Source organism: Aestuariibius insulae (assembly GCF_040783535.2).
Lineage (GTDB): Bacteria > Pseudomonadota > Alphaproteobacteria > Rhodobacterales > Rhodobacteraceae > Aestuariibius > Aestuariibius insulae.
On sequence record NZ_JBFONW020000006.1, the window covers coordinates 83102 to 98314 of the forward strand.

Genomic DNA, 15213 nt, shown 5'->3' on the forward strand with positions numbered 1-15213 from the left:
ACACCCGCACGGGCCATACGCTCGTGCCGACGGTGAAGTCGCTTCACTCGTTTCTCGAATTGGAGATGACTGGCAGTCATATTTACTCTCCAAAATTAAAGGCCCCCACACCCAACTCACGAAATCATATCCCCAAATACGACTTTTGTGTGGCGCGGCGGCGGTTACTAGTTCTTCTAGAAAGCCTCAACTTCTTGTGAGCGTCAAGGTCGACCAGTCTCCGATTGGGTCTTCCGCCTCAAGGACGAACCCGTTTTTTTCGTAGCATTCCAACACTTCAGCCTGCTGTTCTCGCAATAGACCGGACAGGATGAGGCGTCCCCCTTGGCCGATATTTTGAGACATATCCGGAGCAAGTGCAATGAGAGGGCCCTTGAGAATATTGGCAAAAACAAGATCGAACGAGTTATCGCGGGCTTCATCGGACGGCGGGAAACCTGCAGCCTCGGCCGTTTGGACCAACTCGGTCAGACCATTAGCCTTGATATTGGCCTCGGCAACATCCACCGCCACAGGATCGATGTCACTTGCAAGAACACTCTGTTTCCAGAGCTTTGCCGCGGCCATAGCGAGCACAGCAGTGCCGCATCCGACATCAGCGATTCGCTTCGGAACGAAGCCGCTACGACCGAGCCGGTCCAGGGCCAGCAAACATCCCAGCGTTGTACCGTGATGCCCAGTGCCAAACGCCATCGCTGCATCAATCAGCAGACCGATCCGCTCGGGAGGCAGTTTATCTGCGTCATGGCTGCCATAGAGAAAGAAGCGCCCGGCCTCGACCGGCGCGAGATCGCGGCGCACCTTCGCCACCCAGTCAGTCTTGGGCAATTCCGAAACAACGAAGTCCTTGGCCTCATGAAGGGTCGCGAGCAAGGCCAACCCTGCATGATCGGGCGGAGCTGTGAAATATGCTCCTACCTCCCAAAGACCGCTGCCATCCTCAATCTCGAAAACCCCGATGCCCAGCGGTTCGGGATTAAGCGCCTCGAGTGTCTCCCCCAACTTTTCCGCTGCTGCCTGGCTCGGGACCGAGGTGAAGGCCGTAAAGGTTGTCATTGCGACCTACGGCCCAAAGCTTCGCTCACGCTCCTGTCCCGATCGGGCAGGTGACGCCTGTCCCTCCGATCCCGCAATAGCCCGCAGGATTCTTTGCCAGATATTGCTGATGATACCCTTCAGCCATGAAGAACTCGCAAGCCGGCTCGATCTCGGTCGTAATTGTTCCATATCCCGCTTGGGCAAGGCGTGTCTCGAAATCTGCCTTCGTGGCGTCAGCCAGGCGCTTCTGCTCAGGCGTGGTATAGTAGATCCCCGAGCGATACTGGGTGCCCCGATCATTGCCTTGCCGCATGCCCTGCGTGGGGTCGTGCCCTTCCCAGAAGACCTTTAGAAGCGACTCGTAAGAGATCACATCTGGATCGTAGACCACGCGAACGATTTCGTTGTGACCCGTCATGCCCGAACACACTTCTTCGTAGGTCGCGTTCGGCGTGAAGCCTGCGCCGTAGCCCACGATGGTCAGCCAGACGCCTTCCAACGTCCAGAACATGCGCTCAACTCCCCAAAAACATCCCATCCCGAAGACCGCGACTTCCAGTCCTTCGGGAACGTCGAGCGTCAGGGGGCGCCCGTTAACGAAATGAGTGTCAGCCGTCGGGATCGGTTCGGATCGCCCGGAAAGGGCCTTGTCAGCCGAAATCATCTCGGTCTTTTTGCGGGTCAGGGTAAACATCGCAGCGCTCCATCTTTGTTCGCTTAGATATAGGGACCGCCTGCCAGGATTCTACTCGGCTGCCGCCGCAACAGGCCCCCTAAGGATCGTTTCGTGCCCAGGAACGGGATGCCGAGGGATAAGCAGTGACAGACCAAGCGAAATACCAGCCATCGCGGCGGCCGACAGGAACACCAGCCCGGGCGAGGCCAGCCAGAGAAGGCCCAGAAGGACAGGCAAAAAGACCGCGGCAATATGATTGATCGTGAAGGCAACCGCTGCCGTCGGCGCGATGTCAGACGGATCAGCGATCTTCTGAAAGTACGTCTTGATCGCCAGTGCGAGGCTGAAGAACAGGTGGTTGACCACGTAAAGCACAGCGGCCACCGCAGCGCTCCATTCAAGGAAATAGACACCGGCATAGGCAAGAAAGACCGCTGCCAGCCCGGTATATTCAAAGATCAGAGCGCGCCGCTCGCCGAAAACCTGAACCAGTCGCCCAAGAAAGGGCGCGACAAGCATGTTGGCAATCAGCGTCGTCAGAAAGAGAGCCGTGATCTCGTGCACGGCATAGCCGAACCGTTCGACCATCATGAAGCCAGCGAAGACGACAAAGATCTGACGGCGTGCGCCCGACATGAACTGAAGCGAGTAGTAGAGCCAGTACCGTTTGCGCAGCACCATCTGTCGACGCTGCGCGTCTTTCCCTTCGAACTGCGGGTAGGCAAAGAGGCAGAAGAGAGCGACAAGAGCCGTGAACCCACCTGCAATCCAGTAGACAAGACTATAATCGAGGTCGAAGCGCTCCCATGTTCCGATAATCAGGAGGTACGCGATCAACGTCGCGCCCGACCCGGCCGAGATCAGCCAGCCGAGAACCTGTGGCGCGCGATCCTTTTCAATCCATTGCAGCTGGAGCGATTGGTTGACCGTCTCGTAGTAGTGAAAGCCGATTGAGCTGAGAAGCGTGATCGTCAGAATGCCGCCCATCGTCGGAAACTGAGCCGTTAGCGCAGTCGCAACCCCAAGCAGCATGAGTGATACCAGCCCCAAGATCTGCTCTCGCATGAAGAGCAGGATCGCGATGACACCGATTGCAAGGAACCCCGGGATCTCTCGTATGGTGTGAAGCCAGCCGATATCCGCTCCATCGAAATCGGCGACATCGACCACAAAATTATTCAGCAATGCGCTCCAAGTCGAAAAGGCGACCGGCATCGCTGCCGACATCAGAAAAAGCAAGGTAATCGGACGTTGCCAGACCGGCAGTCGGTGCGTTTCTGTGATGTGAACGGTCTTCATGGAGACCGCTCTACCCCTCGGATCGGTCAAAAGATAGGGTCAGAGAAAACCCTGCGGATCGATATCGATGGACATTCGCGTCTCGCCTTTGAGACGAAACTGCCCCGACCATTCAGCCAACGCTTTCTGGATCGGAGCGCCTTTTGCAGCCTTTACGAGAAGCCGGACGCGATGTCGCCCGCGAATGCGCGCGATAGGGGCTGGCGCAGGCCCGAAGACGTCAGCGCCGATAGCGCGCAAAGGGTCGGTTTGCCGGGCCATAGCACGTCCCAGATCGAAGACATCCTGAATATCTGGAGAGGACAGAACGATTCCCGCCATCCGCCCGAAGGGCGGCATCCCTGCAAGACGTCGCTCATCGGCCTCGGCACGCCAGAAGGTCTCTTCCTCGCCGGTCAGGATGGCCTGAATGACCTGATGTTCAGGCTGATAGGTCTGCAGTAAGGCCTCGCCCGGCACTTCGGACCGCCCGGCCCTCCCCGCGACCTGCCGCATGAGTTGAAAGGTGCGCTCAGCTGCCCTCAGGTCGGAGCCCTGAAGTCCGAGATCGGCATCGATCACCCCGACAAGCGTCAGGTTTGGAAAGTTATGCCCCTTTGCAACGAGTTGCGTTCCGATGATGACATCGGCGCCCCCGGCCGCGATCATCTCGATCTGGGCTTTGAGATGCCGCGCGCTTCCGTAAAGGTCCGATGACAGAACCGCGATACGGGCGTCGGGGAACAGGGCTGCGCTTTCCTCAGCCAGACGTTCGACACCAGGCCCGATCGGGGCGAGACGATCCTCTGCCCCGCAGGATGGACAGGTCGTGGGAATGGGCCGACTCTCCCCGCATTGGTGGCAGACCAGCCGCTTGAGAAATCGGTGCTCGACCAACCGCGCATCGCAATGATCACATCCGACCTGCTGGCCGCAGGCACGGCACAGCGTAACCGGCGCATATCCCCTGCGATTGATAAAGAGGAGCGATTGTTCGGACCTCTCGAGCCGTGTGTTCACCGCCGTTCGAAGACTGGGAGAAATCCAGCTTGTCGCAGGCATGTCTTCGACCCGCATATCGATCGCCCGCATCGCAGGCATTGTTGCGGGACCGAAGCGGGAGGTCAGCTCGATCCGGTCGTATTTCCCGCTATCGGCGTTGACCCAGCTTTCCAGCGACGGCGTCGCCGAAGCAAGAATGACGTGAGCTGCATTGATCGACGCCCGTAGCACCGCCATGTCGCGGGCGTTGTAGAGGACCCCGTCCTCCTGCTTGTAGGAGGTGTCGTGTTCCTCATCGACCACAATCAGACCAAGATCGCGATAGGGCAGAAAGAGCGCCGATCGGGCACCGACGATCAGCTGCGCGCCGCCCTGCCCGACCATGCGCCAAAGCCGCCGCCGCTCCGTCATCGTGACACCGGAATGCCATTCAGCGGGCTGCGCGCCGAACCGCGCTTCGACACGGGTCAGGAACTCTGCCGTCAGCGCGATTTCGGGCAGTAGAACAAGGGCTTGCCTATTCTGCGCGAGGCAAGCGGCGACAGCTTCGAGATAAACCTCCGTCTTGCCGGATCCGGTGACGCCTTTAAGGAGGGTCGTGCCGTAGGAGCCGGATCGGACCGCTGAGATAAGTCGCTCTGATCCGGTGGCCTGATCCTTGGTCAGATCCTTCCCGGCCAGATCGGGGTCAAGACGCGGATAGGGCACGTCCCGTGGGGCGGCTTCTTCGATGACAGCACCGCTTTGCAGGAGACCTTTGACCACCGAGGACGTCACATCCGCTGCGTCAGCTAGTTCCTTGAGCGTGAAACCAAGACCGCCGTATTCCTTGAGCGTGTCGAGAACGCGTGTCCTCGCCTCGGTCATCCGGGGCGGAACTCCCTCTCCCAACCGGTAGATCTGCCGCATAGAAGGCGGATCCCCGAGGCCGGGCGCTCGCGTTGCAAGACGCAGCATGGCGGGGAGCGGCGTCAGTGTGTAGTCGGCGGCACGGGTGAGAAAAGTCTGCATTTCCTCGCGCATGGGGGCTGCGTCCAGCACGCGGATCACCGAGCGGATCTTCGAAATATCGTAGTCGCCCCGCCCTTTGCCCCAGACGACACCGATGACCTTGCGGGGACCAAGCGGCACTTCCACGAATGCGCCAAGCTGGCACCCGCCTTCAGGCGACTTGTAGTCAAGCGCACGCCCAAGCGGCTGCGTGGTCAGAACGCTGACAAGATCCCCCTGATGGAAAAAACCGTCCATTCGATGCCTTCGTCGCGGGGCTTTCCGGCCCGGTAGAGCTCAGGTAAACGCTGGGGCGAGGAAATGCCAATTCATCGAATGGAGATCGCTGCCATGAAATTTTTCGTAGATACCGCCGAGATAGACGACATCCGCGATCTCAAGGATCTTGGTATCGTGGATGGTGTGACGACAAACCCCTCCCTCATCATGAAGTCCGGTCGCGACATCAAGGAAGTCACCAAGGAAATCTGCGACCTGGTCGATGGACCGGTTTCGGCCGAAACGGTGGCGACCGATTCCGACGGTATGATCGCAGAAGGTAAAGAATTGGCTAAGATCGCGGACAATATCGCGATCAAGGTGCCGCTGACCTGGGACGGGCTGAAAGCGTGCAACAGCCTGACCGACGACGGTCATATGGTGAACGTAACCCTTTGTTTTTCCGCCAATCAGGCCTTGCTTGCCGCCAAGGCCGGCGCCACTTTCATCTCACCTTTCATCGGACGCCTCGACGATATCAATCTCGACGGGCTCGATCTGATCTCAGACATTCGCGAGATTTACGACAATTACGGGTTCGAGACGCAGATCCTCGCCGCCTCGATCCGGTCGGCCAACCATATGAGCGAATGCGCCAAGATCGGCGCGGATGTGGCAACCGCGCCGCCTGCCGTAATCCGGAAAATGGCCGATCATATCCTTACAGATAAGGGTCTTGATGGGTTCCTGAAGGACTGGGCAAAGACCGGCCAATCGATCCTCTGAGGCGCAAAAGCCGCAACTTTTTCCGCAAAGGCGGCTTTGCTGGACAGGAGAGTCGCCCGTTTCTATCCTGCCTCTCAATTGACTGGGGCAAACCCGGCAGATCGAGAGGCAGGATATGAGCACGACGCATTCCGCGACGCTAGAAACGAGTCTGCGCGAGAGGATCTTGGCCGATCCCGCGCTTTTACTGGACGATCCCGACGTCATGCGGGCTTTGGTCGATACCAAGGCCGATGAGATGGGCGGAAATATCGTTGATTTACGGGGGGTTGCGATGGAGCGGCTCGAGCATCGGCTCGACCGTCTCGAAGAGGCGCACAAGTCGGTCATCGCGGCGGCCTACGACAATTTGGCCGGCACCAATCAGGTGCACCGCGCGATCCTCGGACTGCTGAGCGCCACGACATTTTCGGAGTTTCTCGAGGATCTAGGCGGGGATGTGAAAGAGATCCTCCGCGTCAATGCGATCCGTCTGGTCCTTGAGGAAGATACCCTTCAGGATCCTGATTTTACAGATAAATCCAGTGTTCTACTTCGCTCCGACGCAGGCTTTGTCAAAGGCTATATCGGTCAGGGACGGGATGCGCCGCTTCGGCCTGTGACGCTGAGGAAACTGGCGCCTCGGGCGGGGGGATTGTTCGGGGACGAGGGGCCGCATCAGCGCTCGGAGGCATGTCTGAAGCTGGACTTCGGAGGTGATCGGCGGCCGGGTCTTCTGGCTTTGGCCTCGGAAGACGAGAGCCGATTCATTCCGCAGCAAGGCACTGATCTTCTGGAGTTTTTCGGCGGTGTGGTCGAGCGGTCGGTGCGGCGCTGGATGATCTGAGCGCATGCTGATCTCGCCGGGATTACGCGATGCTTTGGAGAGCTGGCTGGATCATGAGAGATCAATCAAGAGTGCCTCCGCTCATACGGTTTCCGCCTATTGCACTGATCTGACAGGCTTTTTGGAATTCTTAACGCATCATCGCGGCGAAAGGGACGGTTTGGCCGGTATCGTTAACCTTTCGCTTCGCGACATGCGGTCCTGGATGGCCCATGAGCGACAGCGCGGGATCGGCGCTCGGTCGCTGGCGCGCAAGCTGTCGGCGGTCAAAAGCTTTACGCGCTGGCTGGCCGTCCGTGAAGACTTTGATCCTACAGCGATTTTATCGGCCCGCTCCCCGAAAGCGCCACCTCGCCTGCCGCGCCCGCTGACGCCGGACGGCGCGCGGGATATGATCGACACGATTGCGTTGCAGGGGCAGGATGACTGGGTCGCGGCACGCGATGTGGCCGTGGTGACGCTGCTTTACGGATGCGGCTTGCGAATCTCCGAAGCGCTGGGTTTGACGGGGGCCGATGTGCCGTTGCCGCCGGGCTTGCGCATTCTGGGAAAAGGCCAGAAGGAGCGGATCGTCCCGGTTCTGCCCGCCGCCCGAACGGCGGTGGATCGCTATGTCGCGCTTTGCCCGTTCGATCTTGAGCCCACGTTGCCCCTCTTTCGCGGAGCGAGAGGCGGTGCGCTGAATCGCAGGCTTATTCAAAAGGTTATGGCCGATGTGCGCGCCCAGCTTGGCCTGCCCGCGACGGCGACGCCGCATGCGATGCGCCATTCCTTCGCGACGCATCTGCTCTCTGCCGGTGGGGATCTGCGCGCCATTCAGGATCTGCTTGGGCATGCGTCCCTGTCCACAACGCAGATCTATACGGCGGTCGATACGGCGCGGTTGATGGAGGTCTATGAGAAGGCCCATCCCCGGTCCTGACAGATCGCTCTTCTTACACCAGCGTACGGTCCGGTTAACGGCAAATCGGGGGTTCGGTATCCGGTCGGTATTGCGTCGGTATCTGGTCGGTGGAAATTTGGTTAACTGGACAAGATGAACAGGAATGGCTTGCAAACCGAACCGGAAGGGCCGATTTCGACCGGACCCCTAGATCGAGATCTTTTCAACTCATGATATCCTCTTTCATGACCCCCGAACGCAAAGCGCTGGCCGTCCATCTTTTGACCGCAAGCGGCGCGGTCTTCGCGATGTTGGCAATGCTCGCGGCGGTCGACGCGAAATGGGATATCATGTTCCTATGGCTCGTCGTTGCCTTTGCGGTCGACGGAATCGATGGACCGCTGGCCCGGCGCTATGACGTCAAGAAGAACGCGGCAGAGTTCGACGGCGTCCTGCTTGATCTGATCATCGATTACCTGACCTATGTCTTCATCCCGGCCTATGCGCTTTATGCGAGCGGACTAATGGATGGCTGGTCGGGCTGGCTGGCGATCATTATCATCACCTTCACCTCGGCGATGTATTTCGCCGATACGCGGATGAAGATGCGGGACAATTCCTTTTCCGGCTTTCCGGGCTGCTGGAACATGGCTGTGCTGGTGCTTTTCGCGGTCGAGCCGTCTTGGTGGGCCTGCCTGATGATCGTGACGGTTCTGGCCGTGGCGATGTTCCTGCCGATCAAGTTCGTGCATCCGGTGCGGACGGCGCGCTGGCGCGCGGTGACGCTGCCCGCGGCCGGGATCTGGACGGCGCTGGCCGGGGTGGCGGCGTGGAACAACTTCGAAAGCGGCGGAGGCGTCGTGACGGCGCTTGTGGTTCTCTCGATCTATCTGATCCTTGCCGGACCTATGCAGCAGCTGACCGAGCGGTCCTAGGCGAGGCTTAGGCGGATCGGGCCGGTAGCGGTTACAGGATCGACGGTTTGGCCTTTCTGCGTGGCTTTGAGATCGGGCATCGCGGCTGCGATTTCCCTGATCCGCGGCATCAAGGGACGCCAATCCCCGGCCAGCGCGCGGGCGACTTCGGACGGGCAGAAGGTTTTGTCCGCGCCGCGCTGAAGAGCGAAGGCGCGGAGGGTCGCGGCGATGTCGGCATCGGTCATGGGAGGTTAGATCGGGCAACTGAGATGAGCGTCAAGCTGGCCAGCTAAAGATAGCCTGAGCTGGGCCAGCGGCGGCCCGTGGGATGGCGCTGGCCCGCATATGCGAGGCACCTTTTATGGTGCCACTTACATCTTCGCTCTGAGGTCAGCGAGAGATGGCAAAGCGCCAGCCCGCCGAGACGGGCCGCCGCTGGCCCGGCGCCTTCGGCTTGTTTCCGGGCCGATAGAGACAAACCTCTTGCTTTGTACGCGCTGAAAGGTTGAGCCGCGCCCACCCAGGGTCGGGCGCGCCCCTCTTTCCTTGAGCCCTAACCCAGCGCCTCGTTACAGCGACCGCATACACCTTCATGGGCATGCAGGCCGACATCGGGGAGGATCTTCCAGCAGCGTTGGCATTTCTGGCCATGGGCTTTCTCGAAGACCACGCCGACGCCGTCGGCCTCGAGCATGCGGAAGGCCTCGGCGGGGCTGGGATCGGTGGTGATCTGAAGATCGCTGGTGATGCAGATATCCTCGAAGGGGACAGTCTTGAGGATCTCGGCCTGCTCGGCGCTGACATGGACGACCGGGGCCGCCTCGAGAGAGGAGCCGATGGTTTTGTCCTGGCGCTGGATCTCGAGCGCGCCGGTGACGGCGCGGCGGACCGTGCGGATCTCCTGCCATTTGGCGGCGAGCGCGTCGTTGCGCCAGTCCTGCGGCGTGTCGGGCATGTCCTGCAGGTGAACCGAGGCGTCGTCCTCAGGGTGCCGTTCGAGCCAGACTTCCTCCATTGTGAAGACGAGGATCGGGGCGAGCCAGGTGGTCAGGCGCTGGTAGATCTGCTCGAGTACCCAGAGGGAGGCCTGCCTGCGCTCTGTCTCGCCATCGCAGTAGAGCGCGTCCTTGCGGATGTCGAAATAGAAGGCCGAGAGGTCCAGCGTGGCAAAGTCGAAAACCGTGCGGAACACCGTTTGGAAGTCGTAGGCCTTGTAGCCCTCGCGCACCGCCAAATCGATCTCGGCGAGGCGGTGGAGGACCCATTGTTCGAGCTCGGGCAGGTCGGCGGGTTTTTCGGGGGCCGTCTGGGGCAAAGAGCCGAGGAGGAAACGCATTGTGTTGCGCAGGCGCCGGTAGCTGTCGGCCACGCCCTTGAGGATCTCGGGGCCGATGCGGTGGTCGTGGACATAGTCGGTCTGGGCGACCCAGAGACGCAGGATGTCGGCGCCGTATTGCTTGACCACCTCGTCCGGCACGATCGTGTTGCCGAGCGACTTGGACATCTTGTTACCCTTCTGGTCGAGCGTGAAGGCGTGGGTGACAACAGCGCGATAGGGCGCGCGGCCCTTGGTGCCGCAGGCTTGCAGCATGGAGGAGTGGAACCAGCCGCGATGTTGGTCGGTGCCTTCCAGATAGACGTCGGCGATGCCGTCCTCGGTGCCGTCCGCGCGGTCGCGCAGGACGAAGGCGTGGGTGGAACCAGAATCAAACCAGACGTCGAGGATGTCGAAGACCTGATCGTAGTCGTCGGGGTTGTGGTCACCCGCGAGGAACCGCTCCTTGGCGCCGTCGGCGTACCAGGCGTCGGCGCCCTCGGCCTCGAAGGCCTCGGTGATGCGGGCGTTGACGGCGGCGTCGCGCAGCAGGAAGTCCGGATCGGTCGGCTGGGCGCCTTTGCGGGTGAAGCAGGTGAGCGGCACGCCCCAGGCGCGCTGGCGCGAGAGCACCCAGTCGGGGCGGTTCTCGATCATCGAATAAAGGCGGTTGCGGCCGGTCTTGGGGGTCCATGTGACCAGCTCGTCGATGGAGGTGAGCGCCCGTTCGCGGATCGTCTTTCCGTAGGTGTCTTGCCCGTCGCCGACGGGGCGGTCGATGGCGGCGAACCATTGGGGGCGGTTCAGGCGGATAACCGGGGCTTTGGAGCGCCAGCTATGGGCGTCAGAAATCGTGATGCGCTTACGGGCGAGAAGGGCTTCGACTTCGACCAGCTTGTCCATGACGGCCTTGTTTGCGCCGCCGGGTTTGCCGTTCGGCTTGATGATCGCTTCGCCGCCGAAGAGCGGCAGGTCGCTTCGGTAGGTACCGTCGGCCTCGACATTGTAGGTCATCGGTAAGTTGTGCTTCAAACCGATCTGATAATCGTCATCACCATGTGCAGGTGCAGTGTGGACGAAGCCGGTGCCTGCGTCGTCTGTGACGTGATCGCCGGGAAGGAGAAGGACGTCGAAGTCCCATTCGCAACTGTCCGAAGCAGACCGCAAGGGATGAGCGCACGCCAAGTCATCTAACTCATCTGCAGCAACATCGCGCACGCGAGTCCACTGATCGTGCTCCAAACGAGCAGCGGTCATGACTTCAGAGACGAGGTTATCAGCGATTAAGTATTTATCACCCTTAGTCGCCCAGCACTCCTCCGGTGTTTCAGTGACCTCATATAGACCGTAGGCAATATCAGGACCGAAGCAGATGGCACGGTTAGATGGTAGGGTCCAAGGCGTTGTCGTCCAAATGACAACTTGAGTAGATGCAAGAGGTAGATCTCGACGATTCTTCGCCTCTTCTTGCGGACTGTAAGCACTACTTTCAGCGGCCAAGAACGTCTTACGGGCGGCAATCTCTCTATCGAGTTTTTCGGACGTGAGACCGGTTTTCACTATAGGAAACTTTACCCACACCGCATCGACCTGACGGTCATGGTACTCCACTTCTGCCTCGGCGAGCGCGGTCTTCTCGACCGGGGACCACATGACGGGTTTGGAGCCCTGATAGAGCGTGCCGTTCATCAGGAAGGTTTGGAACTCTTCGGCGATGACGCGTTCGGCGTGGTGGTTCATCGTGAGGTACGGATCGTCCCAGTTGCCGGTGATGCCGAGGCGCTGGAATTCCTCGCGCTGGATGTCGACCCATCCGGCGGCGAAGTCGCGACATTCCTGGCGGAACTCGAGCACCGGGACCGCGTCCTTGTCGCGGCCCTTCTGGCGGTATTTCTCCTCGATCTTCCATTCGATCGGCAGGCCGTGGCAGTCCCAGCCGGGCACGTAGCGCGCGTTGTAACCCATCATCTGGCGGGAGCGGACGACCATATCCTTGAGGATCTTGTTGAGCGCGTGACCGATATGTAGATGCCCGTTGGCATAGGGCGGCCCGTCATGGAGAGTAAAGCTCTCGCGGCCCTCTTTCTCGCGCAGGCGGTCGTAGACGCGCAGCCGGTCCCAGCGGGCCAGCCAGTCAGGCTCGCGCTTGGGCAGGCCCGCGCGCATGGGAAAGTCGGTCTGGGGCAGGTTCAGCGTGGATTTGTAGTCGGGCGTGGTCGCGGTCTCGGCGCACATGTCGGGCGTCCTTACGGTAGCGGATCGGGGATCTGGAGGGACGGCGCGACGGATCTCAGCGCCTTGGCCCGGCAGCTCATCGGATCAGAGCGCCGGGGATATAATTCGAATGATGCGGGCGGTGTGATGCATATTGCGCGCGTTATAGAAGGCGGATCGGGACGCGTCCAGTGGCGGCTTGACGGGCTTTGGCGATCGGGCGACATCGGCGCCTGGAAGGACCGGCACGGCAGAGTTCAGGATAGCGATTGCAGGCGCCGGGATCGGCGGGCTGGCGGCGGCGGCCTTGCTGGCGGATCGCGGGCACCGGGTGACGCTGTTCGACCGGTTCGAGGCGCCCGCGCCTGTCGGATCGGGGTTGGTGATCCAACCCGTGGGACAGGCGGTGCTGGACGAGATCGGCGCAGGGGAGGCCGCGCGAGAGGCAGGCAACCGGATCACGCGGATGCTGGGGCACGAGGCGGGCAGCGGGCGGCGCGTGCTGGATGTACACTACGATCGCGGCGGCGGGGCGCGGTTCGGGCTTGGGATCCACCGGGCGAGCCTGTTCGATGCGCTGATGGAGGCGGTGCGCGCGCGGGGGATCGAGTTGGTCTCGGGCGCGCGGGTGACGGCAGCCGAGAACGGGCAGCTGACGCTGGCCTCGGGCGAGACGGAGACCTTCGATCTGGTCGTGGATGCGACCGGTGCGGGGTCGGAGCTGTCACCACTACGCTCGCGGCCCCTGCCCTACGGCGCGGTTTGGGGGACGGTCGATTGGGTGCCGGATGTGCTGCCGCAGGCGCAGCTGAGCCAGGTTTACCGCAAAGCCAGCCGGATGATCGGGGTGTTGCCGTGCGGGACGCTGCCCGGAGAGGACGGGCAGAAGGCGGCGATCTTCTGGTCGCTGCCCGCGCATGATCATGAGGCCTGGCGCGAAGGCGGGCTGGGCGCATGGCGGGACGAGGTGGCGGCGCTCTGGCCCGAGGCGATGCCTTTCGTGGAGCAGATTACCGATACCGATCAGATGACGATGGCCCGTTATGGACACGGCACGCTAACGCGCCCCTATGCCGAGCGGCTGGCGATCATCGGCGATGCGGCGCACCGGGCCAGCCCGCAGCTGGGTCAGGGGGCCAATATGGCGCTTCTCGATGCGATGGCGCTGGCATTGGCGCTGGACCGTCACGATATCGGCGATGCGCTGCAGTCCTACGCGATGGCGCGGCGCTGGCATGTGCAGATCTATCAGGCGATGAGCTGGGCATTCACACCGCAATATCAATCCGATAGCCGGTGGCTGCCCCTCTTGCGCAACCGGGCGCTGTTCCCGCTGTCGCAGATCGGGCCGGTGCCGCGCGTTCTCACAGCGCTGGTCTGCGGCACGATGGTGCCGCCCTATGCCAGCCTGATGACACGCAAGGCGTCCGGTCAGGTCTTCTGATCCTGGCTGTCGATCCACTCCCAAACTTTCGAGATGACGACCGACCCTTCGCCCACGGCGGAGGCCACCCGCTTAACCGATCCGGCGCGCACGTCGCCGACCGCAAAGATCCCCGGCTCGGAGGTCTCGTAGCCGGACGGTTTGCCGATCACCTCGCCTGTGCAGACGAAACCCTTGTCGTCGAGCTGGACCATATCGGCGAGCCAGTCCGTGTTGGGCGCCGCGCCCACCATGATGAACGCCGCGCGGGTCTTGAGGCGCCAGTTCTCCCCAGCGGCCCGGTCGCGGATGGTGATCGCCTCGAGCGTGTCGTCCCCTTCGAGGCCGGTCATTTGCGTCTGGTAGTGGATGGTGATCGCCGGATCGGCGTCGAGCCGGGAGAAGAGGTAATCCGACATCGAGGCAGCGAGCGACGGGCCGCGCACCAGCAGGTGCACATGGCTGGCCGAGCGCGAGAGGAACATCGCCGCCTGCCCCGCCGAATTGCCTCCTCCGATAATGACGACCTCGGTGTCCTTGCAATAGCGCGCCTCGATATCGGTGGCGGCGTAATAGATGCCATGGCCCTCGAACTCTTCGAGGCGGTCGATGGGCAGGCGGCGGTATTGCACGCCGGTGGCCACGATGACCGAGCGGGCGCAGGCTTCGGTGCCGTCGCTGAAGGTGGTGCAGAAGGTGCCGTCCTCGCGTTTGTCGATGGCGGTGGCGCGGCGGGGGACGGCGAAGCGGGTGCCGAATTTCATCGCCTGCACCTCGCCGCGCCAGACCAGATCGGCGCCCGAGATGCCGGTGGGAAAGCCCATGTAGTTCTCGATCCGGGAGGACGTGCCCGCCTGCCCGCCGATGGTCAGATCCTCGGCGACCAGCGCGCTGAGCCCTTCGGCCCCGGCATAGACGCCCGCCGCGACACCGGCCGGGCCGCCGCCGACGATGAGGGTGTCGAAGATCGTTCCCTCGTCGATATCGAGCGCGAGCCCCAGCCGAGCGGCCACGCGGGCGGGGGTCGGATCCTCGAGCACCTCGGTTTTGCCGAAGAGAACAGCCGGTTCGGTGTCGCCGATCTTGCATTGGTGGGCGAGCGCCTCGGCCTCGTGTTCGCCTAGCGTCAGCTCGCGGAAGGGGATGCGGTTGCGGCCTGCGAACATGGCGATCTCGCGGATCTCGCGGCTGATCTCTCCGCCGATGAGGGTGAGGGAGGCATCGCCTTCCTCGAGCTGGCGGCGGCGGCGGGCGGAGAAGACGGTGATGATAATATCCGACATCTCGGGGATCTGGGACATCAGATCGAGCATTTCCTGGCGCGGGATGCACAGAAGGCGGCTGGGCTGGACCGCGCGGGCGGACATCATGTTCTTGCCGCCCGACAGGAACGTGACCTCGCCGAAGAACTGGGTCGGGCCAAGCGTGGCATTGCCGTAGCGCTTGTTGGTGCGAGGATTGACGGCCTCGACCTCGCCGTCGAGGAGGTAATGAAACGTGTCGACCGGATCGCCGGCCCGGACGAGATATTCGCCGGGCTCAAGGGTCTGTTCGGTCGCGATCCGGCGCATGGCCGCGACATGGCTGTCGTGAAGGGGCGTGCGCACCATGGTGCTTAGATCGGCTGCGAGCGATTCCATTGCGGG

12 protein-coding genes are annotated in these 15213 nt (G+C 61.8%); 5 read left to right on the forward strand and 7 right to left on the reverse strand.

Going from position 1 to position 15213, the window contains the following annotated elements; translation table 11 throughout:
- Positions 1 to 186: 186 nt before the first annotated feature.
- Genes AAD018_RS16225 through AAD018_RS16240 form a run of 4 tightly spaced genes read right to left on the reverse strand, consistent with a single transcriptional unit; the run spans position 187 to position 5242 of the window.
- A complete protein-coding gene (locus AAD018_RS16225) occupies positions 187 to 1056 on the reverse strand; it encodes a 50S ribosomal protein L11 methyltransferase (protein ID WP_367315799.1) in 870 nt (289 codons plus the stop codon).
- 25 nt (positions 1057 to 1081) lie between these two features.
- The gene (msrA, locus tag AAD018_RS16230) at positions 1082 to 1732 is read right to left on the reverse strand and encodes a peptide-methionine (S)-S-oxide reductase MsrA (RefSeq protein WP_367315798.1); all 651 of its coding nucleotides are present in this window, start codon (positions 1730 to 1732) and stop codon (positions 1082 to 1084) included.
- 51 nt (positions 1733 to 1783) lie between these two features.
- Complete coding sequence (locus AAD018_RS16235; protein WP_367315797.1) at positions 1784 to 3013, reverse strand: MFS transporter; 1230 nt, start codon at positions 3011 to 3013, stop codon at positions 1784 to 1786.
- Between the two features lie 39 nt (positions 3014 to 3052).
- Positions 3053 to 5242, reverse strand: coding sequence for a primosomal protein N' (locus tag AAD018_RS16240; protein ID WP_367315796.1), 2190 nt, complete (start codon positions 5240 to 5242; stop codon positions 3053 to 3055).
- Between the two features lie 93 nt (positions 5243 to 5335).
- On the opposite strand from AAD018_RS16240, the gene fsa reads away from it, so the two are divergent.
- The 4 genes from fsa (at position 5336) to AAD018_RS16260 (ending at position 8633) form a co-directional block, all read left to right on the forward strand.
- A complete protein-coding gene (fsa, locus tag AAD018_RS16245; protein ID WP_367315795.1) occupies positions 5336 to 5989 on the forward strand; it encodes a fructose-6-phosphate aldolase in 654 nt (217 codons plus the stop codon).
- A gap of 115 nt (positions 5990 to 6104) precedes the next feature.
- Positions 6105 to 6815, forward strand: a complete 711-nt coding sequence (locus AAD018_RS16250) for a DUF484 family protein (RefSeq protein WP_367315794.1) — start codon at positions 6105 to 6107, stop codon at positions 6813 to 6815.
- Between the two features lie 4 nt (positions 6816 to 6819).
- A complete protein-coding gene (locus AAD018_RS16255) occupies positions 6820 to 7737 on the forward strand; it encodes a tyrosine recombinase XerC (RefSeq protein ID WP_367315793.1) in 918 nt (305 codons plus the stop codon).
- 206 nt (positions 7738 to 7943) lie between these two features.
- On the forward strand, positions 7944 to 8633 hold the full coding sequence (locus AAD018_RS16260; protein WP_367315792.1) for a CDP-alcohol phosphatidyltransferase family protein: 690 nt from the start codon (positions 7944 to 7946) through the stop codon (positions 8631 to 8633).
- On the opposite strand, the gene AAD018_RS16265 is transcribed toward AAD018_RS16260, so the two are convergent.
- Together AAD018_RS16265 and ileS are read right to left on the reverse strand one after the other, a co-directional pair.
- A complete protein-coding gene (locus AAD018_RS16265) occupies positions 8630 to 8860 on the reverse strand; it encodes a DUF3253 domain-containing protein (RefSeq protein ID WP_367315791.1) in 231 nt (76 codons plus the stop codon). The two genes, AAD018_RS16260 and AAD018_RS16265, sit on opposite strands and share 4 nt — an antisense overlap.
- Positions 8861 to 9168: 308 nt before the next feature.
- Positions 9169 to 12165, reverse strand: coding sequence for an isoleucine--tRNA ligase (ileS, locus tag AAD018_RS16270; protein ID WP_367315790.1), 2997 nt, complete (start codon positions 12163 to 12165; stop codon positions 9169 to 9171).
- Between the two features lie 178 nt (positions 12166 to 12343).
- On the opposite strand from ileS, the gene AAD018_RS16275 reads away from it, so the two are divergent.
- Positions 12344 to 13588: an FAD-dependent oxidoreductase gene (locus AAD018_RS16275; RefSeq protein ID WP_367315789.1), complete on the forward strand. Its 1245-nt coding sequence runs from the start codon at positions 12344 to 12346 to the stop codon at positions 13586 to 13588.
- Here AAD018_RS16275 and AAD018_RS16280 read toward each other — a convergent pair.
- The gene (locus AAD018_RS16280) at positions 13576 to 15207 is read right to left on the reverse strand and encodes an FAD-dependent oxidoreductase (RefSeq protein ID WP_367315788.1); all 1632 of its coding nucleotides are present in this window, start codon (positions 15205 to 15207) and stop codon (positions 13576 to 13578) included. The two genes, AAD018_RS16275 and AAD018_RS16280, sit on opposite strands and share 13 nt — an antisense overlap.
- Positions 15208 to 15213 lie beyond the last annotated feature (6 nt).